At 67.8% G+C, this 25,315-nt stretch carries 19 protein-coding genes; 8 read left to right on the top strand and 11 right to left on the bottom strand.

Going from position 1 to position 25,315, the window contains the following annotated elements; genetic code table 11:
* Nucleotides 1-171: 171 nt before the first annotated feature.
* Nucleotides 172-1,047 carry a thioredoxin gene (gene trxA, locus F792_RS0101225; protein WP_018168052.1) on the bottom strand — a complete coding sequence of 292 codons (876 nt, stop codon included), beginning with the start codon at nt 1,045-1,047 and terminating at the stop codon, nt 172-174.
* A 131-nt stretch (nt 1,048-1,178) separates the two neighbouring features.
* Between trxA and parE the strand changes: the two genes are divergently transcribed.
* A complete protein-coding gene (gene parE, locus F792_RS0101220) occupies nt 1,179-3,065 on the top strand; it encodes a DNA topoisomerase IV subunit B (RefSeq protein ID WP_018168051.1) in 1,887 nt (628 codons plus the stop codon).
* Between the two features lie 41 nt (nt 3,066-3,106).
* Here the strand turns inward: parE and F792_RS0101215 are convergent, their stop codons facing one another.
* The 3 genes from F792_RS0101215 to F792_RS0101205 all read right to left on the bottom strand — a co-directional run bounded on the left by F792_RS0101215 (nt 3,107) and on the right by F792_RS0101205 (nt 6,811).
* Nucleotides 3,107-4,210 (bottom strand): alkene reductase, encoded by a 1,104-nt coding sequence (locus F792_RS0101215; RefSeq protein ID WP_018168050.1) that lies wholly within the window; start codon nt 4,208-4,210, stop codon nt 3,107-3,109.
* 92 nt (nt 4,211-4,302) lie between these two features.
* Nucleotides 4,303-5,445: a glycerate kinase gene (locus F792_RS0101210; protein ID WP_081620103.1), complete on the bottom strand. Its 1,143-nt coding sequence runs from the start codon at nt 5,443-5,445 to the stop codon at nt 4,303-4,305.
* Between the two features lie 4 nt (nt 5,446-5,449).
* Nucleotides 5,450-6,811, bottom strand: coding sequence for a GntP family permease (locus tag F792_RS0101205; protein WP_018168048.1), 1,362 nt, complete (start codon nt 6,809-6,811; stop codon nt 5,450-5,452).
* A 123-nt stretch (nt 6,812-6,934) separates the two neighbouring features.
* Here F792_RS0101205 and F792_RS0101200 point away from each other — a divergent pair, with 123 nt between their 5' ends.
* From F792_RS0101200 to putA, 3 genes are all read left to right on the top strand, one after another.
* Entirely contained in the window at nt 6,935-7,504 is a 570-nt protein-coding gene (locus tag F792_RS0101200) for a Spy/CpxP family protein refolding chaperone (RefSeq protein WP_018168047.1), read from the top strand.
* Nucleotides 7,505-7,576: 72 nt separating this feature from the next.
* Nucleotides 7,577-8,230 (top strand): cupin domain-containing protein, encoded by a 654-nt coding sequence (locus tag F792_RS0101195; protein WP_018168046.1) that lies wholly within the window; start codon nt 7,577-7,579, stop codon nt 8,228-8,230.
* A 93-nt stretch (nt 8,231-8,323) separates the two neighbouring features.
* A complete protein-coding gene (gene putA / locus F792_RS0101190) occupies nt 8,324-12,001 on the top strand; it encodes a bifunctional proline dehydrogenase/L-glutamate gamma-semialdehyde dehydrogenase PutA (RefSeq protein WP_018168045.1) in 3,678 nt (1,225 codons plus the stop codon).
* 41 nt (nt 12,002-12,042) lie between these two features.
* Here putA and F792_RS0101185 read toward each other — a convergent pair whose 3' ends face one another.
* Nucleotides 12,043-12,369, bottom strand: a complete 327-nt coding sequence (locus F792_RS0101185; protein ID WP_018168044.1) for a DUF3634 family protein — start codon at nt 12,367-12,369, stop codon at nt 12,043-12,045.
* A 226-nt stretch (nt 12,370-12,595) separates the two neighbouring features.
* On the opposite strand from F792_RS0101185, the gene F792_RS0101180 reads away from it, so the two are divergent.
* From F792_RS0101180 to F792_RS0101170, 3 genes are all read left to right on the top strand, one after another.
* The gene (locus F792_RS0101180) at nt 12,596-12,955 is read left to right on the top strand and encodes an MbcA/ParS/Xre antitoxin family protein (protein ID WP_018168043.1); all 360 of its coding nucleotides are present in this window, start codon (nt 12,596-12,598) and stop codon (nt 12,953-12,955) included.
* Nucleotides 12,956-12,967: 12 nt separating this feature from the next.
* Entirely contained in the window at nt 12,968-13,714 is a 747-nt protein-coding gene (locus F792_RS0101175; protein ID WP_018168042.1) for an RES family NAD+ phosphorylase, read from the top strand.
* 200 nt (nt 13,715-13,914) lie between these two features.
* The gene (locus F792_RS0101170) at nt 13,915-14,826 is read left to right on the top strand and encodes a D-hexose-6-phosphate mutarotase (protein WP_018168041.1); all 912 of its coding nucleotides are present in this window, start codon (nt 13,915-13,917) and stop codon (nt 14,824-14,826) included.
* A 545-nt stretch (nt 14,827-15,371) separates the two neighbouring features.
* Here the strand turns inward: F792_RS0101170 and F792_RS0101165 are convergent.
* The 4 genes from F792_RS0101165 to F792_RS0101150 form a co-directional block, all read right to left on the bottom strand.
* On the bottom strand, nt 15,372-16,211 hold the full coding sequence (locus F792_RS0101165) for a hypothetical protein (protein WP_018168040.1): 840 nt from the start codon (nt 16,209-16,211) through the stop codon (nt 15,372-15,374).
* Nucleotides 16,211-18,322 (bottom strand): molybdopterin-dependent oxidoreductase, encoded by a 2,112-nt coding sequence (locus F792_RS0101160; RefSeq protein ID WP_018168039.1) that lies wholly within the window; start codon nt 18,320-18,322, stop codon nt 16,211-16,213. The genes F792_RS0101165 and F792_RS0101160 overlap by 1 nt, the downstream gene beginning before the upstream one ends.
* Before the next feature lie 389 nt (nt 18,323-18,711).
* Complete coding sequence (locus tag F792_RS0101155; RefSeq protein WP_018168038.1) at nt 18,712-20,430, bottom strand: TrkA family potassium uptake protein; 1,719 nt, start codon at nt 20,428-20,430, stop codon at nt 18,712-18,714.
* 33 nt (nt 20,431-20,463) lie between these two features.
* Nucleotides 20,464-20,847 carry a DUF6394 family protein gene (locus F792_RS0101150; protein WP_018146378.1) on the bottom strand — a complete coding sequence of 128 codons (384 nt, stop codon included), beginning with the start codon at nt 20,845-20,847 and terminating at the stop codon, nt 20,464-20,466.
* 370 nt (nt 20,848-21,217) lie between these two features.
* On the opposite strand from F792_RS0101150, the gene F792_RS0101145 reads away from it, so the two are divergent.
* Nucleotides 21,218-22,873 carry a tetratricopeptide repeat protein gene (locus tag F792_RS0101145; protein ID WP_231362624.1) on the top strand — a complete coding sequence of 552 codons (1,656 nt, stop codon included), beginning with the start codon at nt 21,218-21,220 and terminating at the stop codon, nt 22,871-22,873.
* A gap of 126 nt (nt 22,874-22,999) precedes the next feature.
* On the opposite strand, the gene F792_RS0101140 is transcribed toward F792_RS0101145, so the two are convergent.
* A complete protein-coding gene (locus tag F792_RS0101140) occupies nt 23,000-23,467 on the bottom strand; it encodes a HEAT repeat domain-containing protein (protein ID WP_018168036.1) in 468 nt (155 codons plus the stop codon).
* Between the two features lie 476 nt (nt 23,468-23,943).
* Nucleotides 23,944-24,891, bottom strand: coding sequence for a hypothetical protein (locus F792_RS0101135; protein ID WP_018168035.1), 948 nt, complete (start codon nt 24,889-24,891; stop codon nt 23,944-23,946).
* Nucleotides 24,892-25,315 lie beyond the last annotated feature (424 nt).

The following is a 25,315-nucleotide window of genomic DNA, read 5'->3' as shown; positions in this document are numbered from 1 at the left end:
GAATTCTCCTACCGTCTGTGCCACAGGCCAGATGCCGGCCTCGTCCCTCCACCCCGACAGACCCTTTCTAGGCCTGCCGGGGTTAAACATACAAGGCCAGCCTCTGGCCGATGGGGCGTGGTCGAGGCCGTAGCCGGTTGGAGGGATGCTGCGCCGGCAACCGGGCCCTGTTCAGTAGAGCAGCGACGCCATCTGCCGTCGATACTGCCCGACCAGCGGGTGGTCATCCCCCAGCACCTTGAACGCGGCCAGCAGGCCCTGCTGGCCGGCCCCATCGTTATAGGCGCGGTGCTGCTTCATGAGTTGCAGGTATAGCCCCAGCGCCTCCTCGGCGCGTCCGGAGAGCATCGCGTAGGCGGCCATCTGCTCCAGCGCCTCGGGGCGCGGGTCGCCTGTCTGCAGTTCTTTCGCCAGCGCCTGCGGGTCGACGCCGGCCGCCGTCTTGGCAAACACCAGGCGGGCGCGCAGGGTCTTGGCCTCTTCCTTCTCGCTTTGATCCAGCGGCAGTTTGGCGAGTTCGGTCTCGGCCGCCTCGGGATCGCCGGACTGGGCCAGGGCGCGCGCCAGCTCGATGCGCAGGTCGCCGTTGTCGGGGTCCTCCTCCAGCGCGGCCTTGAGGGTCGCCAGGGCGCCGTCCACGTCGCCGGTCTTCGCCTGCTCGCGCGCCTGTTCGATCAGCTTGTCGGAGGGCTTCTCCAGGTACTGGTCGATCATCGCGCGGATGTTCGGCTCCGGCTGCACGCCCATGAACTGATCCGCCGGCTTGCCGTGGCGAAAGATCATGACGGTCGGCAGGCTGCGCACACCGTATTGCTGTGCCAGGGCCTGCTGCTCGTCGCTGTTGACCTTGGCCAGGCGGAACTTGCCGGCGTACTGCGTGGCGAGCTGCTGAAGTAGCGGCATCAACTGCTGGCACGGTCCGCACCAGGCGGCCCAGAAATCCACGACCACCGGGCGCTGGTGGGACTCGTCCAGCACCGCTTGCTGGAAGTTTTCCTGCGTGACGTCGAGGATATCGTCGCCGGTTGCGCTTGCGGCTTCTGCCATGGGAACCCTCCTGAAACACTTGAATACGAAATCTGCACAGCATTGTTGGGATCATGGGGGCGATTGCAAGCAGCCCTGATTTGCTACCCTTCGCGCATCCGCGAGTGCGCAATCGACACAGGAACCATCACGTGAGCTATTCCGCATCCGATATCGAGGTCCTCGAGGGGCTGGACCCGGTGCGCAAGCGCCCGGGCATGTACACCGACACGACCCGCCCGAACCACCTGGCGCAGGAGGTGATCGACAACTCGGTGGACGAGGCGATCAGCGGCCACGCCAAGCGCATCGATGTGATCCTGCACAAGGACGACTCGGTCTCGGTCAGCGACGACGGCCGCGGCATGCCGGTAGACCTGCATCCGCGCGAAAAGCGCCCGGGGGTCGAGGTGATCCTGTCCACCCTGCACGCGGGCGGGAAGTTCTCGGACAAGAACTACCAGTTCTCCGGCGGCCTGCACGGGGTTGGCGTGTCGGTGGTGAACGCGCTGTCGAAGTTGCTGGAGATCCAGATCAAGCGTGACGGGCGCGAGTACCGCATGGCCTTCTCCGGCGGTTACAAGACGCAGGACCTGGAGGCGGTCGGCGACGTCGGCAAGCGCAATACCGGGACCACGCTGCATTTCTGGCCGGACCCACAGTACTTCGATTCGCCGCGGTTCTCGGTGCCCCGGCTCAAGCACATCCTGCGCGCCAAGGCCGTGCTGTGCCCGGGCCTGACCGTAACCTTCCGTGACGAGACGACTGGCGAGGCCTGCGAATGGTGCTACGCCGCCGGGCTGCGTGACTATTTGGTGGAGGCCCTGGATGGTCTGGAGCGCCTGCCGGAGGAGCCGTTCATGGGTTCGATCGCCGGGGCGACCGAGGCGGCCGACTGGGCCGTGACCTGGCTGCCGGAGGGCGGCGAGGTGGTCAGCGAGAGCTACGTAAACCTGATCCCGACCACCCAGGGCGGTACCCATGTGAACGGCCTGCGCACCGGTCTGACCGAAGCGGTCCGCGAGTTCTGCGAGTTTCGCAGTCTCCTCCCGCGCGGCATCAAGCTGGCCCCGGAGGATGTCTGGGAGCGGGTGGCCAGCGTGCTGTCGTTCAAGATGCAGGACCCGCAGTTCGCAGGGCAAACCAAGGAGCGGCTGTCCTCGCGCCAGGCCGCGCCGTTTGTTTCCGGCGTGGTCAAGGACGCCTTCAGCCTGTGGCTGAACCAGCACCCGCAGCAGGGCGAGCGCATCGCGGAACTCTCGATCCAGAACGCACAGAAGCGCCAGCGCGCCGGCCGCAAGGTGGTGCGCAAGAAGATTACCCAGGGCCCGACCCTGCCGGGCAAGCTGGCCGACTGCGCCAGCCAGGACCTCGAGCGCACCGAGCTGTTCCTGGTCGAGGGCGACTCGGCTGGCGGCTCCGCCAAGCAGGCGCGCGATCGCGATTTCCAGGCGATCATGCCGCTGCGCGGCAAGATCCTGAACTCCTGGGAGGTGGACCCGGACCAGGTGCTCGGCTCGCAGGAGATCCACGACATCTCCGTGGCCCTGGGCGTGGACCCGGGCCAGGCCAGCCTGGACGGGCTGCGCTACGGCAAGGTCTGCATCCTGGCCGATGCCGACTCCGACGGCGCGCATATCGCCACGCTCCTGTGCGCGCTGTTTTTGAAGCATTTCCGGCCGCTGGTGGAGCGGGGGCACGTGTATATCGCCATGCCGCCGCTTTATCGTGTGGACGTCGGCAAGCAGACCTTCTACGCCCTGGACGACGACGAGAAGGCCGGCGTGCTGGAGCGCATCGAGGCAGAAAAACTGAAGGGCAAGATCTCCGTGACCCGTTTCAAGGGGCTGGGCGAGATGAACCCGCTACAGCTGCGCGAGACCACCATGAACCCGGACACCCGGCGTCTGGTGCAGCTCACCCTCGACGCCGCCGACGACACCATGCAGCTGATGGACATGCTGCTCGGCAAGAAACGCGCCGGCGAGCGCCGCGCCTGGCTGGAGGGCAAGGGCCACCTGGCCGACGTCACCGTCTAGCTAATTCAGAGGCCCTGCCGACGGCCGGAAAGAGCCACGGGTCACGTGAGCGCCGGGTAGTCGGTGTAGCCGTGTTCGTCGCCGCCGTAGAAGGTGGCTTCGTCCCACTCGTTGAGCGGGGCGCCCTGGCGGAAGCGCTCGGGCAGGTCCGGGTTGGCGATGAACGGGCGGCCGAAGGTGACCAGGTCACAGCGGCCGGCAGCGATGCGCTCGCGGGCCTCGTCGGCGCTGTAGGCGCCGTTGCCGATGTAGGTTCGGCTGAAGCGCGCGCGGATGGCGTCGATGATGGACTCCGGGCGGCCGGTTTCGTGATTGCCCTGGAAGGAGTCCTCCACCACCTCGATGTAGGCGATGCCGGTGGCGTCCAGGGCCTCGGCGAAGGCGCTGTAGGTTTCCAGCGGATCATCATCGTGCATGCCGTTGAAACTGCCGGTCGGGCTCACGCGGATGCCCACGCGCTCCGGACCCCAGATCTCGATGACCGCGCGCACCACCTCCAGCGGCAGGCGGATGCGGTTCTCCACCGAGCCCCCGTAGGCGTCGGTGCGGTGGTTGCTGCCACTGCGGATGAACTGGTCCAGCAGGTAGCCGTTGGCGGCGTGGATCTGCACGCCGTCGAAGCCCGCCGCCTTGGCATTCTGCGCGCCCTGGCGATACTGCTCCACGATGCCCGGCAACTCGTCGAGTTCCAGCGCGCGCGGCTCCAGTACTTCAACCATGCCGGATTCGGCACTGATGAAGGTATAGGCGCCCTCCGGCTGGATCGCGGAAGGGGCGACTGGCTTCTGACCGTCGGGTTGCAGCTCCGGGCGCGAGATGCGGCCGACGTGCCACAGCTGCGCCTGGATGCGTCCCCCGCCGCCATGCACGGCCTCGGTGACCTTGCGCCATCCGTCCACCTGCTCCTGCGAGTGGATGCCCGGCGTGAACGCATAGCCCTTGCCCTGCGGCGAGACCTGAGTGGCCTCGCTGATGATCAGGCCGGCACCGGCGCGCTGCGCGTAGTACTCGGCGTTCAGATCAGTGGGCACGTCGCCTGGCTGCCCGGCGCGCGAGCGCGTCAGCGGGGACATCAGCACCCGGTTCGGCAGCTCCAGCGGGCCCAGGCTGTAGGGGCGAAAAAGCGCGTCATCGTGCTTGGTCATGGGGTCTTCCTTTGGGTTCGTATCGATCCGTGCTGCGAGTCGGACCCGGATCAACCGAACACGTTCCTTTCAGACGGGAGCATTCCGCTGATTCACGGTCGGACACCCGGTTCGGCCGCCTCGATCAGGGCACGGGTGCGCTCGGCGATGTAGTGTGCGGGGCGGGCCAGGGCCTGGTCCAGGGTGATGCTGCCGTCGCACAGGGCGCGGGCGTCGCTCAGGCCGAAGTCGGCGATCTCGGCCTCGTCGCAGGCGATGGCGCCGGCGATCGCCACCACGGGGACCCGCAGTTCCCGGGCGCGGCGCACGACTTCTGCCACCACCTTGCCGTGCGAGGTCTGGCCGTCCAGCTGGCCCTCGCCGGTGATGACCAGGTCGGCCTCGCGGATCGCGGCATCCAGCCCGATCAGTTCGGCCAGGTAGCCCGCGCCCATGCGCGCGCTACCGCCGAGGACGCAGTCCAGTGCGAAGCCCAGTCCGCCGGCGGCGCCGGCGCCCGGGGTGTCGGTGGGACGATGGAGGTGCCCGGCGGCATCAATGCAACGGGCCAGGTGCTCCATGTGCCCATCCATCGCCGGGATGTCGGCCGCCTTCAGGCCTTTTTGCGGGCCGAATACCGCCGCCGCGCCATGCGGCCCGGTCAGCGGGTTGTCGACATCGTTCAGCACGGTGATGTCGATGCGGCCCAGGCGCGGGTCCAGCGCGTCGAAGTCGACCCGCGCGAGATCGGCCAGGCCGGCCGGGTGGGGCGCAAGCGTGTGTCCCTCGGCATCCAGGAAGCGCACGCCCAGGGCGGCCAGCATGCCCGCGCCGCCATCCACCGTGCCGCTGCCGCCGAGGCCGATCATCAGGTGTTCGGCGCCGGCGTCCAGGGCCGCCCGCATTAGCTCGCCGACGCCGAAGCTGTGGAGCTGCCAGGGGTCGTGCCGGTCGTCGGGGATCCGGTCCAGCCCGCAGGCAGAGGCGACATCGATCACGGCCCGCTGCTCGCGGTGATCGCAGCCCCAGCCAGCGCTCAGGTGGGTGCCGGTGGGGCCGGTCACATCCGACAGGTGCCAGGCCCAGCCGAGGGTGTGGCTGACCAGCCGCGCCGTGCCCTCGCCGCCATCCGCCATGGGCAGGGAGCGTACCCGGGCATCCGGTCGGGCGGCGTGCACCCCGCGGGCCATGGCGGCGGCCACGTCCTCGGCCTCCAGGCTGCCCTTGTAGCTGTCCGGGCAAACGACGACCCGCAGTCGTTCAGACAAAGATCAGGCCCAGGATGTAGATGGTGATCATCGCGCTGATGCCCTGTAGCAGCGTGGCGGTGGTGAACACCTTGTACGCGGTGGACACCTTCATGCGGCTGAACTGGGTGACCACCCAGAAGAAGCTGTCGTTGGCGTGCGAGACGGTCATCGCACCGGCACCCACCGCCATCACGGCCAGGACCATTCCCATGGTCGAATCCAGCCCCAGCGAGGCCAGCATCGGCGCGATCATGCTGGAGGCGGTGACCAGTGCCACGGTGGACGAGCCCTGGGCGGACTTCAGCGCCGCCGCGATCAGGAACGGCACCAGCAGGCCCAGGCCCAGACCGCTCAGCAGGTCGCCCAGCTGATCGCCGATCGGGGTCTCGCGCAGCACGTTGCCGAAGGCGCCGCCGGCCCCAGTGATCAGGATGATCGGGGCCGCCAGCAGGATCGCGTCGACCGTCATCTGGTGGAAGCGGTCCTTGATGCCGGCGCCCTTGATCAGCAGCAGCGCGAAGATCACGCCGATGGCCAGCGCCACGACCGGGGTGCCGAGGAAGATCAGTGCGCTGGCGAATATCCCGGCCTCGGTGTCGCGGGTGGCCAGCAAGGCAACGGAGCCGATGGAGATCAGCACGATCGGTGCCAGGATCGGCATGAACGCGCCCAGCGTGGTCGGGCGGTGTTCCAGCTTGATCTCTTCCCTCTCGACCTCCTGCCCGGTGGCCTCGCTGATCGGGTCCGGTTCCAGCAGCTCTTCGTCATTGGCATGCGCGTAGCGGCTGGCCCACAGCCAGCCCACCGCGGCCGCCACCGCGGAGACGAACAGCCCCACCAGGATCACCAGGCCCAGGGCATCGGCGATGCCGATGTTGCTGGCGGCCGCAATCGGGCCGGGGGTGGGCGGCACGAAGTTGTGCGTGGCGAACAGCCCGGTCGCCAGCGCGACACTCATGGCCACCACCGAGATGCCGGCGGTCTTGGCCAGCGCGTTCTTCAGCGAGTTCAGGATCACGTAGCCGGAGTCGCAGAACACCGGGATGGACACGATGTAGCCGATGATCGAGACCGTCAGGGTGGGGAAGCGGTCGGACAGCGCGCGGATGATCGCCTCCGCCATCACCACGGCCGCGCCGGTGCGGTCGAGGATGACCCCGATGATCGTCCCCAGGGCGATCACGATGCCGATGTAGCCCAGAGTGCTACCGAAGCCGTCGTTGATGACGCTGATCGCTTCGCGCGGCGCGATACCGCCGATGATCGCCATCACGAAGGCGGCGATCAGCAGGGCGAGGAACGGATGCACGCGCAGTTTCGCGGTGGCGAATACCAGCGCGGCGACGACCAAAATCAATCCGATAATCAGCATGTCGCGTCCTTTTGCCTTTTTATGAGTATCGATCCGGAGTCTAGACGTCCGTGAGCGATTCGGTGCCCCATGATCGATGGGGCGCTACAATCCAGACGCCATTTCTTGCCAGGAGATTCCTTCATGCGTCGTGTTATCGCGTTTTCGGGGTTGGTGGGCGCCAGCCTTGCGCTGGTGATGTCCGCATCGGCCGCGGCCAATCCATATTCCGGGTTGCAGGAGCGCGAGATCAAGGCACTCTCCGCACAGGAGACCGAGGACCTCCTGGAAGGGCGCGGCATGGGGATGGCGCTGCCGGCCGAGCTGCACGGCTACCCGGGCCCTCTGCATGTGCTCGAGGTGGCCGCGGAGCTGGGCCTGACGAGCGAACAACGTCGCGAGACCGAGCGGCTGTTCGAGACCATGCGGGAGCAGGCGCGCGAACTGGGCCGGCGCATCGTGGAGCGTGAAAGCGAGCTGGACGCGCGCTTCGCGGAGGGCGGGATCTCCAGCGATACCATCGAGACGTTCACGGTCGCGATCGGCGAGTTGCGCGGCCGCCTGCGCCACCTGCATCTGTCCTACCACCTGAAGATGGATGCGTTGCTCAGCGAGGAGCAGAAGGCGCGCTATCGGCAGGCCCGCGGTTATCACGGCGAGGCGGAAGACCGACCGGGGCCTGAGCATCACGGCCACGAAGGTCACCACCACTGAGCGTCGTGACGTCCGGGGCAAGGAACTAATCGGTCGGCACCGCGTTCGATTGAAAAGACGATCGGAGCGCGCATGACGGGAGCCCTGAACCTGGATCTGAACCGGCCGGTGGTCGTGGAGACGTCGGCGCAGCCCTGGAGCGGCAGCCGCGCCGACGGCGTGGTGCGCAAGCCGCTGGAGCGCGAGCAGGCGGAAGCGGGCCGCGCCACCAGCATCGTGCAGTTCCAGCCCGGAGCCCGTTTCCCACCACACACGCATGCGCTGGGCGAGGAGATCCTGGTACTGGACGGCGTGTTCTCCGACGAAACCGGTGACTATCCCGCCGGCACCTACCTGCGCAATCCGCCGGGTTCCCGCCACACGCCGCACTCGGATCCCGGCTGCACGTTGTTCGTGAAGCTGGAGCAGTTCGCGCCCGAGGACCGCGAGAAGGTGGTGGTGGATACCCACTCGGCGCCCTTTCAGCCGGGCATCGGCGGCTTGCGCGTCCTGCATCTGCACAGCTTCGGTGCCGAGCACACCGCACTGGTGCACTGGCCGGCGGGGGAGCATTTCCAGCCCCACCGGCACTGGGGCGGGGAGGAGATCCTGGTGCTGTCCGGCGAATTCATCGACGAGCACGGGCGCTATCCCGCCGGCACGTGGATCCGCAGTCCGCATTCGAGTCAGCACGATCCCTGGGTGGAGGAGGAGACGCTGATCTACGTGAAGACCGGTCACCTTTGATGCCCTGCGCCCGGGCCTGCGCTTTCACAGGGTAAGGTGACCGAGGGCCGCCCGGTCCGGGTACAGGGACCCCCTTTACACGGGAGCAGGCCGATGCAGCAGCCCGAATCCCAGCAGGACCCTGGCCTCGACCCGTATCGTGCCCGCATCCGGGCGGCATACGGGGCCGACGAGGCGGCCGTGTTGCGCGACCTGCGGGCCGCCATCCGGCTGGATGCCGAGGCTCGCGCCCGTATCGCGGCCGAGGGCGCGCGCATCGTCGAGCGGGTGCGCGCCGACACATCGCCGTCGATGCTGGAGAGCTTTCTCGCCGAGTACGGCCTGTCCACCGAGGAGGGTGTCGGCCTCATGTGCCTGGCGGAGGCCCTGCTGCGGGTGCCGGACGCCGAGACCATCGACGAACTGATCCAGGACAAGATCGAGCCCTCCGACTGGGGCGCCCACCTCGGGCATTCCTCGTCGTCGCTGGTGAACACCTCCACCTGGGCCCTGATGCTGACCGGCAAGGTGCTGAGCGATGACCCGCAGCGCCCGGCCGCCGCGCTGCGCGGGCTGATCCGGCGGGTCGGCGAGCCGCTGGTGCGTACTGCCGTGGCGCAGTCGATGAAACTGCTGGGGCGCCAGTTCGTGCTCGGCGAGACGATTGCCCAGGGGATGCGCAACGCGCGCGAGATGGAGCGCGAGGGCTACACCTATTCCTACGACATGCTCGGCGAGGCGGCGCGCACCGATGCCGACGCCCGGCGCTATCACGAGGCCTATGCCACGGCCATCGCGGAGATCGCGAAGCAGGCGCAGGGCGACATCCGTTCCAGTCCCGGCGTCTCGGTCAAGCTTTCCGCGCTGCATCCCCGCTACGAGTACACCCACCGCGCGACGGTGATGGCGGACCTTGTGCCGCGGGCGCGGGAACTGGCCCGGCAGGCGGCGCGGGCCGGAATCGGCTTCAACATCGACGCCGAGGAGCAGGATCGCCTGGAGCTGTCGCTGGACGTGATTGAGGCCCTGCTGGCGGATCCGGAGCTGGCCGGCTGGGACGGCTTCGGCGTGGTCGTGCAGGCCTACGGCCGCCGCGCGGCGCCGGTGATCGAGGCGCTTTACGCGCTGGCGGAGCACCTGGAGCGGCGGATCATGGTGCGCCTGGTCAAGGGCGCCTACTGGGATACCGAGATCAAGCTGGCGCAGGAACGGGGTGTGGAACACTTCCCGGTGTTCACGCGCAAGGTGAATACCGATGTCAGCTACATCGCCTGCGCGCAGATGCTGCTGGACCGGCGCGACCGCATCTACCCACAGTTCGCCACCCACAACGCGCATACCTGTGCGGCGGTGCTGGCCATGGCCGGAGACGATCGCGACGGCTTCGAGTTCCAGCGCCTGCACGGCATGGGCGAGTCGGTGCACGCCATCGTCAAGGCAACGGCCGGCACCCGCTGCCGCATCTACGCCCCGGTGGGCGCGCATCGTGACCTGCTGGCTTATCTCGTGCGTCGCCTGCTGGAAAACGGCGCCAACAGCTCTTTCGTCAACCAGGTGGTGGACAGCGCCATCGCGCCGGCGGAGATCGCCCGCGACCCGCTCGCCGAGCTGGATGCCCTCGGCGACACCATCGCCAACCCGGCCATCCGCGACCCGGCTGATCTCTACCAGCCGCAGCGGCAGAACTCGCGTGGCTACTGCGTTAACGAACCCGCCTCCATCCTGCCGCTGCTCGAGGCGCGCGAGTCCTTCGCGCGGACGCGCTGGCAGGCGGCGCCGATGCTGGCCGCGGGGCATGCGCCACAGGGCGAACCGCGTGACGCGGTTTCTCCCGCTGATCCCGACGATGTGGTGGGGGAGGTGCGCGAGGCCACGGTGGAGGAAGTCGAGCAGGCCCTGCGCGCCACATTGATGGGGTTTGTCGACTGGTCGGCGCATCCGGTCGCGGCACGGGCGGACCTGCTGCGCGCCATCGCGGATCGTTACGAGGCGCACGCCCCCGAGCTGATCGCGCTGGCCAACCGCGAGGCCGGCAAGACCGTGTGGGATGGCATCGCCGAGGTGCGCGAGGCGGCCGACTTCCTCCGCTACTACGCCGGCGAGGCCGAACGGCTGGAACAGGAGGCGGAGCTGGAGCCGCGCGGGGTGTTCGTCTGCATCAGCCCGTGGAACTTCCCGCTGGCGATCTTCACCGGGCAGGTCGCCGCGGCCCTGGCGATGGGCAATACCGTGCTGGCCAAGCCGGCCGAGCAGACCCCGCTGATCGCCACCCGCGCGGTGGAGCTGATGCGCGAGGCCGGCCTGCCGGAGACCGCCCTCCAGTTGCTGCCGGGTGACGGCCCGTCCGTGGGCGGGCCGCTCACCGCCGATCCGCGTATCAGTGGGGTCTGCTTTACCGGCTCCACCGAGGTGGCCCAGCGGATCCATCGCAGCCTAGCGGACAACGCCGGGCCGGATGCCGTCCTGATCGCCGAGACTGGCGGGTTGAACGCGATGATCGTGGACAGCTCCGCGCTGACCGAACAGGCGGTGCGCGACATCCTTGCCTCCGCCTTTCAGTCCGCCGGGCAGCGCTGCTCCGCGCTGCGCATGCTCTACGTGCAGGACGAGGCCCATGACCGGTTGCTGGAGATGCTGCAGGGTGCGATGGACGCGCTGGCCATCGGTGATCCCTGGCAACTGGCGACCGATGTCTCGCCGGTGATCGATGCCGAGGCACAGGCGGATATCCGCGACTACCTGAAGGCGCAGGAGGAGCAGGGGCGGCTGGTGAAGGCGCTGCCGGTGCCGGAGACTGGGCGCTTTGTCGGCCCCTCTATCGTCCGGCTCCCGGGGATCGAGGCCCTGGAGCGCGAGGTATTCGGCCCCGTGCTGCACGTCGCGCGCTTTCGCGCGCGGGACCTGGACGCCGTGGTGGATGCCATCAATGCCCGCGGCTACGGCCTGACCTTCGGCCTGCATACCCGCATCGACGATCGCGTGCAGCAGGTGGTCGAGCGCCTGCGCGTGGGCAACCAGTACGTGAACCGCAACCAGATCGGCGCCATCGTCGGCTCCCAGCCGTTCGGCGGCGAGGGGCTCTCCGGCACCGGCCCGAAGGCCGGCGGGCCGCTGTACCTGACCCGTTTCGGGCGCCGCCCGCCGGTCGCCGCGGATCACCCCGCGGCGCCAGATGCGGAGGCCCCCTGGGTTGCACGGAACACCCTGCAGCAGGCCCTGGACGCGCTGGATGCCGGTGACTGGGCCGCGCGCACCGACCGGATGGAGGTGTTGCGCAATGCGCTGCCGGAGCGCACGGGGCTGTTGCGCCAGGCCCTGGCGGAGACCGCGGCGTTCGACACGAGTCCGCAGACGCTGCCGGGGCCGACCGGCGAGAGTAATCGCCTGCGTCTCTATCCCCGCGGTCCGGTGCTGTGCCTGGGGCCGGGGGCGGAGGTTGCACTGGCGCAAGCGGTGCAGGCGCTGGGGGCGGGGTGTCCGGTGGTTATGGTGGCCCCGGGTGCCGAACGCGCGGCGCGGGCGCTGCGAAAGGCCGACGTCCCGCTGCGGGGGATCGACGGCGTCGTCGAGCCGGAAACGCTGGCCGTACTCAACGGTTTGGTAGCGGTCGCCGCGGTCGGTAACAGCGAGTGGAGCCGCAGTTTGCGCAAGGCGCTGGCGCAGCGCGACGGGCCGATCATTGCGCTGGAGACCACCCTGATCGCGCCGGAGCGCTATGTGGTGGAGCGGCACTTGTGCATCGACACCACCGCCGCCGGCGGCAACGCCAGTCTGCTCGCAGCCGCTGACTGATGCCGGCCACGTTTTGCGGTGGCGTCGGTCCGGCGGGCGCGTTATCGGCGCTTCTTGCGGCGCTTCTGGCCCACCTTTACGCGCTGGAGTGCGGCCTGCAGCTCACCGTGCGCCTCCTTCGGTATGGAGGACGAGCTGCGCAGGCGCAAACCCTTGCCGGTGCGAATGGCGGTCAGGCGACCGTTCCCGATGCCGTAGCGGCGGACGATATCCCGCGCCGTATGTTCGAAGTGCATCGGCGGGTCGCCGCGCCGCACCCGCAGTTTCCCGTCCGCGATCTCCAGGCTGAAGATGATGCTCGCCTGCCAGATCAGCAAGCCGCCCGCTACCAGCAACAACACAATCATCAACAGCAGCGTGATCAGCATGGAGTCCTCTCCGTTGGTGGCCCGACCGGCATGAGTCTGGGTCTGGGTCGGGGCGTAATGAATCCGTCGCGCCGATCGTAGCACTTGAATACGCGGTTGCGTCTCGCGCGGCCGGATCGATGGGCGTGTGCGGTGCCGGCTGGGCAAAGGTCGCGCAGGGGTTGAATGTGCATAATGCACATAGAGTGCTATTATGTGATCAATGCGGATTGTCTGGAGGTGAGCCATGAGCACTGCAGAGCTTCTGGCCCCGGAGCGTTCCGAGGTCCTGCGCGAGGCGCTGGTCAATGCCGGCAAGGCGCTGGGCCTGACCCAGGCGGAGCTGGGCGAGGTAGTCGGGCGCGGCCGCACGGATATCAGTCGGGGCAACATCGAGCCGGCCAGCAAGCCGGGTGAGCTGGCGCTGTTGCTGATTCGCTGCTATCGCGCGCTCTATGTCCTCACCGGCGGGGATGTCGGTGCGATGAAACACTGGATGCAGACGCACAACCACCACACCGGAGGCGTGCCCGCCGAGCAGATCCGCACGGTTCAGGGTTTGGTGGGCGTTCTGGAATATCTCGACGCGATCCGCGGCAAGCTATGAGGGTAACCTGACATGCCGGACTGGGATGCCCTGGTCGAAGCGGCGCCGCGTGTCATGCTGAGAGGGGAGGTCCTGCGCCTGGTGGAGAGCCAGGAGCAGGTTGCCACCAACCAGATTGTCAGCTCGCTCGACCGCCAGGCCGTTCTGGAAGAGATGCTGGAGGCCACCAAGCCGCCCCGGCGTCCGGGTACGGAACGGCTGCACTACCTGCTGGCGACGCCGTTTCGCTATCCGCCGCTACGTCACGGATCGCGCTTCGGTCGTCGCCACGAGCCCAGCCTGTTCTACGGCGCCCTGCGCGAGCGCACGGTCCTCGCCGAGGCGGCCTACTACCGGTTTGTGTTCTGGCATGGCATGGCGACCCCGCCACCGCGCAAGCTCGATACCCAGCACACCCTGTTCGCCGCACGCTACCAGAGCCCCAATGGCTTGCAGCTCCATCAGCCCCCGTTCGCTGAACACGCGGACCTGTTGCGTCATCCCGCCGACTATCAGGCCACCCAGGCCCTGGGCGCCGCGCTGCGCGAGGCCGGCATCGACCTGTTCGAATACCCGTCCGCCCGCGATCACGAGGCCGGCCTGAACCTCGGGCTCTTCAACGCGCGCCCGTTTACCCGCAACAAACCCACACGCCAGGATCCCTGGCTGTGCCAGCTCACCGCCGACCACGTCCGTTTCCTCAAGCCCCGCGACGGCGCCCTGCACGACTTTCCCCTGACCCAATTCCACTACCAGGGCCGGCTGCCGCTACCCGCCTGACAGCCGTACCCACACCCGTCATTGCGGGGCCTCGCAGAGGCCGTGGCAATCGGTCGGAGCGTGCTGGGCCGCCGGTCGGTGGCAATGCCGGGGCAGAAGGCCCGACCTGATCCGGCGTCCTTGATCCCGGCGCCCGTGCAGGCACTCGGTGCACCACGGGGTCTGCTACGCTTCGGCCCTTGTCGGACAGGAGAGATCAGATGACGGTTGCAGCGCTCACGGAACAGTTTCCGCATCCCGAAGTGCGATTTCGTCAGCAGGATGCGCTGGTGATGGTCGATATCGAGAACGCGCACGGCAGCGCGACCCTGACGACCTTCGGCGCGACGCTGCTGAGCTATCGCCCGAAGGGTGGTGCCGACGTGCTGTGGGTGAGCGATACCGCGTTGTACGACGGCAAGAAACCGGTGCGCGGCGGGGTCCCCGTCTGCTGGCCATGGTTCGGCCCGTACGATCCGGCCGCGCTGGGGCCCGACCCGAGCGACGAATACAAGAAGGGCCACGGGATCGCCCGCTATGCGTTCTGGGATGTCGAGTCCGTGGAATCGGTCGGCGATGCCACGCACGTCGTGTTCGTGCTGACCCCGGACGACGACATCCGCAAGGCCTGGCCGCTGGAGTTCTCGCTGCGCCTGCACGTCACCCTGGGCGAGGCCCTGGAGATGACGCTGGAGGGCGAAAACCGCAGCGATCGCGAGTGGCGTGTGTCGGAGGCCTTCCACACCTACTTCGGCGTGGGCGAGGCCGAGGGCCTGGTGGTGCGCGGGCTGGATGGGACCACGCGGATCGACAAGCTGGCGGACGGTGAACGCGGGACGCAGTCCGGCGACGTCGCCATGACGACCCCGATGGAGCAGGTGTTCGTCGGCCAACCGGGCACACTCGTGATCGAGGACCGGGACAACGCGCGCGAGATCGTCATCGAACGCGAGAACAGCGCCAGCAGCGTGCTCTGGAACCCCGGCCCGGAAGGTGTCCAGTCGTTCGCGGACATGCCCGACGACCAGTACCGCAAGACGGTCTGCGTCGAAGTCGCCAACGCCCTCGACGACGCCTACCCGCTTGCCGCGGGCGCAACCCACGCCATGACCATGCGGCTCTCCGTACGCTGAGCCAGCCGCGGGGCAACGCCCCGGCGTGGCCTCTCCAGCCTCGCCGATTGGATCGCGGGGCGGTCGGCCTCACCAGAACCCGTTATGGCGAGTGCGGCGCGGGCAATCCCCCCGAGGGGGAAGCCACCCGGCTGGATTGCCACGTCGCTGCGCTCCTCGCAATGACAGGGACGGGGCACTCGCGCTTCCTGCGCAACGGGGCATGTGGGCCATTCAGGTGCAGTGACCCTGCGCCGGTATCCCGCTGACCCCGGCCGTTCGCGGGCCCCATTCCCCGCCATTGCGAGGCCTCATAGGGGCCGCGGCAATCGGCCGGACTGTCGCGGATGCCGATCGGCCAGGGTGGAGAGAGGACTCAGGCTTGGCCCCGGCACCCGTGACAAATCACGCTCCGTCATCCCGGCTCACCGCTTTGCGGTGTCCGGGATGACGCAGGTGGGGGCGCGGAATGGGGATGGTCCCAACCCTTTGCCCTGTCTCGACCTGTCACGCCTGATCCTGGTATCCGCGCTGACTACGCCAGCTCCGGAAGCGGTGCGCCTTGGCTACAGCGTGTGCCCGGTGAGTCGTCGGTAGATGGCGAAGCCGGCCTCGCGGTCACGGCAGCGCAGGATGGCGGCGCGGCCCGGGGTGGAGGGATCGGGCTGCAGGTTCACGCCGGCCGCCTCGGCGGCCCGGAAGTCGTCATCCCGCAGGTCGGCCTCGCCGAACACCGAGATCACGAAGCCACCGGGGATGGGCGGGGGCGGGGTGAACGCCTCGCCGTCGGCCAGCGCGACCCAGGCTGAAATGAACTCCGGGCCGTAGAAGTCGAAGAAGCCGTTGGAGCCGCGCAGGTGGGCCTCGATCGGCCGGCCGCCGATCAGTTCGATGTTGCAGAGGCCGCTGTAGCCGGCCAGGTTGCGGCGTACCCAGTCGGCGATCCAGGGTTCGATCTCGGGCGCGGCGGCGCCGATCTCCCAGTAGATCGGGCGGGCGGCGTCCTTCGCCTCCGAACCGCGGGTGTGGGCAAACCAGCGTGCCGCGCCGTTCTCCACCAGGCAGTCGGTGCTGGTGTGGGTACCTTGCAGGCGCTGGCACCAGAAGCTGCCGGGCTCTGCCGGCACGTCGCTGGCCGGCAGGGTGCGTGCGTTCAGCCCCATGCCGGCCAGGTTGGTGATCGGCTTGACGAAGACCTCGGCGTCCGCCGCGATGCCGAGGTCCGTGGGTGCCACGCCGCAGGGCGCGGCGGTCAGTCCGGCATCCAGGGCCAGATGCAGTTTGTCATAGACATGCCGGTGGTCCGGATTGAGCCGCCAGGCGGCGGCGTCGGACACGGCCACCTCCCGGCACGGCTCGGGCCGGAAGATATGCTCGCGTTCGGGGAGGACACCGACAAACGGCACTACCCGGCCTCCGCTTGGCGTTTTGCGTGGCCCGCCGCCAGGCGCTCCACCTCGCACAGCAGCGACTTGAACGCGGGAAACCCGCTGATCGGGTCCAGCGAGCGGTCGTCGGTCAGTTCGTTCACGTTGGCGTGGTTCCAGCCGTGCTGGCAGTGGGCCACGCCGGGCTTGATGCGGTCCGTGACCTTGGCCACGAACGCCACGCGCCCACGTGGCGAGCGCACCTCTACCGTGTCGCCGTTGACGATCCCGCGCGCGGCGGCATCCATCGGGTGCAACTCCACCAGCGGCTCCGGCATCGCCCGGCGCATGCGCTCCAGCTGCTGGTGCTGCGAGTGGGTGGCGTGCTTGTGGCGGGCGCCGCTGGTCAGCACCAGCGGATAGTCGCGGGCGAGCTCCGGCGTGGAAACCGGGCTCTCCGCCGGTTCACGGTAGACCGGCAGGCCGTCGTGCCCGGCCGCGCGCAGTTCCGCGGCGTCGAACTCCACCTTGCCGCTGACCGTGCGAAACCCGTCGATCCGGTACTGGCGGTCGCCTTCCTCGAAGCCGTGCGCAAGCATGTCGTCCAGTGCCCTGGCGAACACGGTGACGCCGTCCGGGTCGTTATAGACCTGTTCGCGGATGGTCTCCGGTATGCCCTCGGCGGCCTCGGCCCAGCTGGCCTCCAGGTCGCCGTTCCAGAACTGCTCTCCCATGCCCAGGCGCACACCCAGCTCCAGGAATACCTCGCCATCCGGGCGCGCCTCGCCGCGCGGGGCAACGGCGGCGTGGCGGTAGCGCAGTTCGCCGCGGAAGTTGCAGCCGGGGTAGGCGATCAGCGCCGCGCGTTCCAGGCTGGTGGCGGCCGGCAGCACGATGTCGGCCATGCGCGTGGCCGGGTTGTGGAAGAAGTCCGACGCGGCGAAGAAATCCAGCGCGCCCAGTGCCTGCTCCATGCGCCTGGAGTTCGGCCACATCGCGGTGTTGATGCCCATCGCCAGCAGGGCGCGAACCGGCTGTGGCTGCCCCTCGAGGATGGCATCCGGCAGCAGCATGCTCTGTGCCGCCGGCCAGTGGGCCGTCCACACCGGAAAGGTCTCGTCGCCGATGCGCGGCGGGAGGTTCTGCTTGCAGTGGTCGAACAGGTCGATGGGCCTGGGTGTGACCTTGTCGTTGAAGAAGCGGTTGCCGCCCTCGCGGTCGATGTTGCCGGTCACCGCGGCCAGCAGGATCACCGCGCGGTGGTTCTGGAAGCCATTGCTGTGCTGCACGGTGGCGGTGGGCGAGAGCATGATCTGCGCCGGCGCGTTGGCGGCATAGAGCTCGGCGGCGCGGCGCAGATCGGCCGCGTCGATGCCGCAGATCTGTGCGACACGCTCCGGCGGGAATTCGCCCACGTAGTCGCGGAAGGCCTGCACGCCGCTGCCCCATTCGTCGAGGAAGGCCTGGTCCTGCCAGCCGTTTTTAAAGATCAGGTAATGCATGCCCAGCGCCAGCGCGCCATCGGTGCCCGGGCGGATCTGCAGGTGCACTTCGGCCTGCTCCGCCAGCGGGGTCACCCGCGGGTCCACCACCACGGTCGCGCAGCCCGGGCGGGCCTCAGCCAGGGGGTGCTGGTGGAACGGAGGGATGGAACCGCGCGGGTTGGTCGACCACACCAGCAGGCAGCGAGTCGCATCCGAGGCGACGGTGGACGAGGTCTTGATCTTGGTGCCGAAGGTCACCTCTTCCGCCACCTTGGTGGAGGAGAAGCAGCAGCCGCTCTCGGTCAGGTAGTTGGGCGAGCCGAAGGCATGCGCCAGGCGCTGGAGCTGCGGCCGGGCCTCCTTGGTATAGCCGGCGAAGAAGGCCGCCGCCGGGGCCCCGTGTTCCTCGCGGGTGGCGCGCAGGCGCTCGGCGATGGTGTCCAGTGCCTCGTCCCAGGAGATGCGCTCGAACTGGCCGCTGCCGCGCGGGCCCGTTCGCCGCAGCGGGTACAGCAAGCGCTCCGGATGGTTGCGCCGGTCGAGCTGGACGTAGCAGCGCGGGCAGTCGGGGCCGTCAATGGCGATCGGCTCGCCGACGGCGTCCAGGGTGACGTCGATGGCACAGTTGGCATCGCACTCGTAACAGGTACTTTTCACGGTCGCCATCGGACGGTCTACCTTGTTCAGCGGTCGGTCCTGGTTGCTGCGCGGGCATTATGCCGGGAGCCTTCGGTCCGCCACGAACAACGCCTGGAACCGCGGGGCCACCTCTTTTTCACTCGTGGCCTGGGCGCCGATTAGCTTCGTTGGGGGTAAGGCAACACCTGGCACGGTCACTCGTGACAAAACACATCCCGTCATCCGGGCCAGAGCGCAGCGCAGAGCCGGGATCTCCGGGTTGAAGAGCCCCGGCGAGGAGGTCCTGGCTCACCGCTTTCGCTTTGCGGTGTCCGGGATGACCGGGTGTGGGGGCGGAACGGTATCGGTCCCCAACCGTTTGCCTCTGTCGATGCGCGTTTACGGACTTGCGTGCTGGCGGGTCTGCCTTGCGCGTCTCAGGCCGGTTGTCTGCGGGCCGCGCGGAGGGCACGGCAGATCCAGCCTTCCGGGGTATCTTCGCCGGTCAGCAGGTAACGCAGGGCGTGCGGGTCGCGCAGGGTGTGCGAGATGGTGAGGGCGCTCGCGAAGCGGCCGCAGAACAGCAGGTGGTCGCCGGGTTGCAGGGGCGTGTTGTCATCGGGCGCGAGGATGTCCTCGCCTCCGGCTTCGCGCCGTAGTAGCAGCACAATGCAGGCGTGTCGCTGGCGCACGGGATGGTCGGCGCGCAGCAGCTGGCCCAGGGTCACCGGCTCCTGCTCCAGATGGGCAAGGAGGGCCGGGGCTGTCCCCTCGTCCAGTTGCTCGGTCCAGATGGCCGGCACACGGTCGCCGACCACGGCCGTGATGGAGCTGACTCGCTCGTTCGCCCAGTCGGTTGTCTGGTTGCGACTCAGTTCCAGGAAGCGCGGCAGGAGCGGCGAGGTCAGATGGGCCAGGATCGCCTCGGCGATCACCCGGTCGTGGCGCATCACCAGCGGCAGGTCGGCCGCCGCGAACAGGAGCGAATCGCACTCGCGGTTCTGGCGTCCGACCATGAACAGCTCCGGGTTCAGCTCGCGCGCGGTCATCACGATGGACAGGTTGTAGTCGTCGCGGCCGGTTCCGGCCACGATCCCGGAGGCGCTCTCGATGCCGGCCTCGTGCAGGGTGTCCGCCTCGGTGCCGCGGCCCTTGATGCAGTCGGGCGGACAGTCCGCGCCCTCGGGGTCCGTTTCCACCAGGGTTACCTCCACGCCCTCCTGGATCAGCCCGGCATGCACGGCCTTGCCGAAGCGCCCGAAGCCGCACAGGATCCAGCGACCGCAGGGCGGGTCGATCGGCATCGGCAGCGGGCTCCCGGGGATGCTCCCAAGCCACTCGTGCAACAGGTGATGCGCGGGGGAATGCAGCGCGAGGGCCAGGCGCTGGCCGAAGATGTCGAACGGGTTGATGACCTGGTCAGTCCCGAACGAGGCCATGTTCTTCTCTGTGTCGTGGCTCTCGGCACGGCAGATCACGGGGCGCTCCGGGTTAAGGAGTTTGGCGGCAATGGCGATCCGCAGGTTCACCGCATCGTCGCTGGTCAGCGCCACCACACCCTGGCAGTGCGGGTTGAGGAGCCCGGCATCGAGCAGGCGATTGGCGATGCTGGCATCCGCGCACAGACCGGGGATCTGCAGCGGGTAATCCTCCAGGACCAGCTCGTTGATGCGATCCGGGTTCTGGTCGATCACCACGGCAAAGCCATTGCGCCCGAGCAGGGAACGCACCACCAGGGCCCCGGTGTCGCCATAACCGCACACGATATGGAACGGTCGCTGCAGCTTGCGGATCGTGCGGTCGAACGCATGCTGGCTGACGGCCAGGCGGAAGGCCGGGTCCTGGATCAGTGCGAGGATCTTGCCGATCGCATACAGCCAGGCCACCACCGACAGGTAAACGGCAAACACCGTCCACATCCTCTGCGCCTCGGTGAAGGCGTGGGGGATCTCGCCGAAGCCGATGGTGGTGGCCATGTAGGTCACGAAGTAGAACGCATGGAAGAAGTCCATGCGCCAGGGCTCCCCCTGATCGTCCACGCCGGGTATCAGCACCAGGCCGAGAACGGAGATCGCGTAGGCCGCCGTCAGCGCAAGCAGGGGTGCCCGCATGCGCCGCAGGAACAGGAACAGCACCTTGTTGATCGTGGGGCCCACGGCTCGTGGTGTCTGTAGCGCTCGCGGCCGCCGTCAGCGGCGCAGCGCCACCGTATCCGCGATCAGCAGCAGCACGGAGATCAGGTTGGCCACCATGGCCCCGCCCGCCAGGGAGACGATGCTGGCCATGAACATCGCATCCATGCCCCCGGCATGCACGTGGCTGGCATAGGCCCAAACCGCCGCGGCCGCAATCAACTGCAGCACCGCGACCAGCGAACTGGCCAGAAGCAACGCCCCGGTCTGCGTCCGGTCCCCCAGCTTCAGGGCCGTCGCGATGACGTTTACCACGATGGCTGCGAACAGCTCGTACACATTGTGGTGCGCCGGATCATCGATCTCGCCGAGAAAGAACCCGAAGTTCAGCGTGAACGCCAGGATGATGAAAAAGCCGAAGATCACCTTCTCCAGGTTCATGCGCATGCTCCTTGTCGTTCGAGGTAACGGCTCCTGCCCGGCGCCGCGACACGGGCCCCGTCTTCATCTGCCCGCAGCATGGAGCATGGCCCAACAAGCCCCGGATGGCGAGGGCAGGGCGCTCATCTCCCCACGTGCCGAAACGCCAGGGCAACGTCATTGCGAGGCCTCGCAGAGGCCGTGGCAATCGGCCGAAGTGCCACGAAGTTGGTCTCCTTACGGTCGCGCAGGGAGAGGCAACGGCCAAGATTCGATCCGGGAGCCACCCGTGGCATTCGCCTTCTTCCGGCCCGGCGTCTACCGGCAGCAGCTCGGGTCTCTTCTGCCTATGATCTGAAGTAATGATCCGGAACGATGTTGGAGGCGGATCATGAAACGCTATTACGACCTTGGGCCCTACCGTCGGGGTATTTCTTCACCGTCGCCGGAGGCTCGGCTCTGGTTCAATCGCGGGCTCTTGTGGGGCTATGGATTCAACCACGAGGAGGCCATCCGTTGCTTCGAAACGGCCATTGAGCATGACCCCGAGTGCGCGATGGCGTGGTGGGGCATCGCCTGGGCGCTTGGCCCGAACTACAACAAGCCGTGGGAGGCGTTCGCCGATTCGGAGCTGGCAGACTCCCTGTCACGCGGATCGACGGCACTGGCCCGGGCGCAGCAGGCTGCCACCAGCAGTCCGGTGGAGCAGGCGCTGATCAACGCGCTGCAGGTGCGCTGCCAGACGGCAGAGCCGCCAGCTGTGGGTGCACTCGAGCGCTGGAATGACGACTACGCCGATGCCATGCGCGCGGTGTACCGCGAACACGGCGAAGACCTCGATGTGGTGGCCCTGTTTGCCGAGGCCCTGCTGAACCGCACTCCCTGGCAGTTGTGGGACCTGAAGGCCAACGCCCCGGCGGAAGGTGCCAGCACGGTCGAGGCCACCGAGGTGCTGGAGACTGCGCTCTATCGCGAAGAGGCGCGCAGGCACCCCGGCATCCTCCACTACTACGTACACCTGATGGAGATGTCGCCGCACCCGGAGCGCGCCCTGCGGGTTTGCGACCGGCTGCGTGGTTTGGTGCCGGACGCGGGCCACCTCCAACACATGGCCTCGCACATCGACGTGCTGTGCGGTCAGTACGACAACGTGGTGCGGATCAACAATGAGGCAATCGCGGCCGACAGCAAGTATCTGGAGCGCGAAGGCGCCATCAATTTCTACACCCTTTACCGCTCTCACAACTACCACTTCAAGCTGTACGGCGCGATGTTCCAAGGCCGATATACCGACGCGTGCGAGGCAGCGGAGGGGTTGCGCGCCACCATTCCGGAGGCCCTTCTGCGGATCGAATCGCCACCAATGGCCGACTGGCTGGAGTCCTTCGTGCCGATGCACCTGCACGTAATGGTGCGGTTCGGGCGCTGGCAGGAACTGATCGACACCCCGCTGCCTGCCGACCCCGAGCTGTATGCGTTCAGCACCGCGCTGACCCACTACGCGAAGGGCGTGGCCAACGCCGCCACCGGTCGCATCGAGGAGGGCGAGGAACAGCGCGTGCGCTTCGAGGCCGCCGCGGCATGCATGCCCGACACTCGCTACCTGTTCAACAATCGCTGCCGCGATATTCTCGCGATCGCCCGTGCGATGCTGAACGGAGAGCTGGAGTACCGCAAGGCCAACTACGACGAGGCCTTCGCCTTCCTGCGCCAGGCCATCAAGCAGGACGATGGGCTTCCCTTTGACGAACCCTGGGGGTGGATGCAGCCGACTCGCCACGCCTGTGGCGCGTTGCTTCTGGAACAGGGCGAGGTCGCGGCGGCAGCGCAGCTATACCGTGAGGACCTCGGCTTTGACCCCGCGCTACCGCGGCCGTACCAGCATCTGGATAACGTCTGGGCGCTGCACGGCTACCACGAGTGCCTGATGCGCCTCGGACGCAACGAGGAGGCCACCATCATCAAGCAGCGCCTGGACCTTGCCACTGCCCGCGCCGATATTCCCATTCGGGCCTCCTGCGCTTGCCGAACGCGTGTTGTGCGTTGATGCGTGTGTCGGACACCGCGTCGCGCTGACCCTGGCGGGGGCGTTGCCATGTCGGTCCCGTATCGTCTATCCAGTAAGCGCTTCGTCACCCGTGCCGTGTTGCTCGTTCGAGCGCGGATGCGCTTGCTAATCCCAGAGGTGGCCCCAGCGTTCCCACCAGTCGCGGGCGAGGGCCCGGTTGGCCACGTTCTCGCGTTCGTCGAGGACGGTCCCCAGGCGGATGTACTCGCCGCCGGTTTGCGAGGTCACCGCCGGATCCTGCGAAGCCAGCATCAGGGCGTACAGCGCGAGTTTCAGTTCCCACGGATCATCGGAATCGAGGTAGGGCACGAGATGCGGGACCGCCGGCGCACCGATCCGGCCGAGCGCCTCGGCCGCGGTGTACCAGGTACGCGGATGCTCCTCGCCCCCGTAGGTCTCGGTGAACGCGCGATCCGACAGGCGTTCGAGGTAGTAGTGGATCTCGTCCCGGAGGCTGGCGAAGCCCTCCGCGGGTCCGTCTGCCGCGGCGGCGGGCTGCTCCTGCGGCGCGGCCCCCGTGGCGACGGGTGGCTCCGCCGATGGCGGCCCGCCGACACAGCCAGCAAGCAACATCCCGCCGGCCAGCCATGCGGTCAGCCACCAGGCAGAAGAGGGGCAAAACGGCAGGGGGTTGTCTTTCAAATGCCTTCCGATCCACGTACTTGCCGAGGGTTTATCCGCACTCAATTTTCGGGGTCCCGTCTCCGGTAATGAGTCCCTTGCCGGGAGCCGGCCCCGCATTGGCCCATCGGTACGGTCACTCTACGGTAACCGGCCACGTATGCGACGTCTTGTCCCGCGGGCCGCGGGTGGTCTTCAGGTGCAAGACCGGTGCAGGCCTGGGGCGCGCTGCGCCAAGGGGATCCCTCGAAGAGTGATCATTGCTTCGGGGGTTCGCAAAAGGCGAGGCCCCCTGTAGCAGGGGGCCTCGCGCAGCCGTTAAAGCAGGATGGCTAGCAGGATGAGGACGGGAATCGGGATGCCCAGAAACCAAAGCAGTATGAATTTCATCTTGATCTACCTCGCTGATTGGCAGCAATCTGTACGGTTCAATAGTGGACGCTGTCGCGCTGCCGACCGCCGATCGTGGCGGCGAAGCTGGCGCTGAACGCCCCGATCAGCAGTCCCAGGAACGTCCACAGAGAAAGTTTCGCCATCGCGCTCCGGGCCTCATCGGCCACCTGTCGCGCCTGCATTTCCAGTTCCTCCATCTGCGCCTGGACTTCGCGGATCCGGTTCTCCGCCTGGGACTGGCTGACGCCGGTGTTCTGCGCGATCAGTTGCGCCAGATACGCCCTGTCGCCATCCGACATATCGTCCCAGCCGCGGGCGAGAATACGTACCGCCTCGGTGCGCATGGCGGTTCTGTCGGAGTCGGTTGCGCCGGCGTCGGGAGCCGCCCTGGCACGCTCTGGGCGAAACAAGATATCCGCGAAATAGTCGAGCGGGCCGGTGGCGTCGCCTTCGGTCTGCCCGTTAGCGCCTGCCATCATGGCAGCGCCGCCAGTCGTAGCCGCTGCCCCGACAGCCGAAGCACCGGCCTGGGCGGTGCTGCCGATGATCGCCGTGGAGGCGGAAACGAGCAGAGCCGCCGTGACGACCACGCTAAGCGCCCAGACGAGGAAGCCGTGTGCGGTATCCCGGAAGAATACTTCGTCGGTATGCAGATCGGTCCACTGGGTGCGCAGTCGGCCGGCCAGATAGCCGCCCATGGCGCCGGCGATGATGTGCACGAGTATCAGCCAGACGATGCTTGCGAACCCGATGCCCTCGGCCGACACGCCTTCCCCGGCCCACGGCGAGACCGCCGAGAATCCCAGGCCCGTGCCCAGGAGCAGGAAACTGAGCGACAGCGCCGTAGCGACCACGGCGCCTGCGATCACCGCGCCCCAGGAAACGCCGGAGCGCCGTGCCTCGTTACCGATGTCCGTGGTGAATGGGTCATGCATTCCCGATGTGGCGGAACGCCCCGCCAGAGTGGGCTCGACAGATGCCATGGCGACTTTCCTTCGTGACAAGTGGATGAGACTGCATGCTGCGGTGCAGTCGCTCCGGGGTTCTGTGCGTTGCCACACCTTGGCGTCTCGGCTCCTTTCCATCTGCTCGAGTTTCCGCGCCGTTTTCAGGTTTTCACGGCGCGGGTCGCGAGGTGCGGGGCCATGCCCGCAGCGGTAAGACCGGTTGATCTCCGGCGCTGCCAGGCAACCCGCTGTGGCGCCCCGGCCTCCGGGCGATTGCGGTATCCACAGCACGCCAGCGGTCAGAGGGCGGACCGCCTGAACAAACCGCGTCATTGCGAGGCCTCGCAGAGGCCGCGGCAATCGGTTGAAGTACCAAGGGGGTGGGCGAATTACGGTGGAGCGGGGGCAAGGGGGCAAGACCTGCCCCGAATTTCCGAAACCCCGTCATTGCGGGGCCCCG

This window comes from Thioalkalivibrio sp. ALMg9 (assembly GCF_000380625.1).
In the GTDB taxonomy this organism is placed as follows: Bacteria; Pseudomonadota; Gammaproteobacteria; order Ectothiorhodospirales; family Ectothiorhodospiraceae; genus Thioalkalivibrio; species Thioalkalivibrio versutus.
Note: the sequence above shows the minus strand (reverse complement) of the source record. Positions and strands in the feature narration are given on the sequence as shown.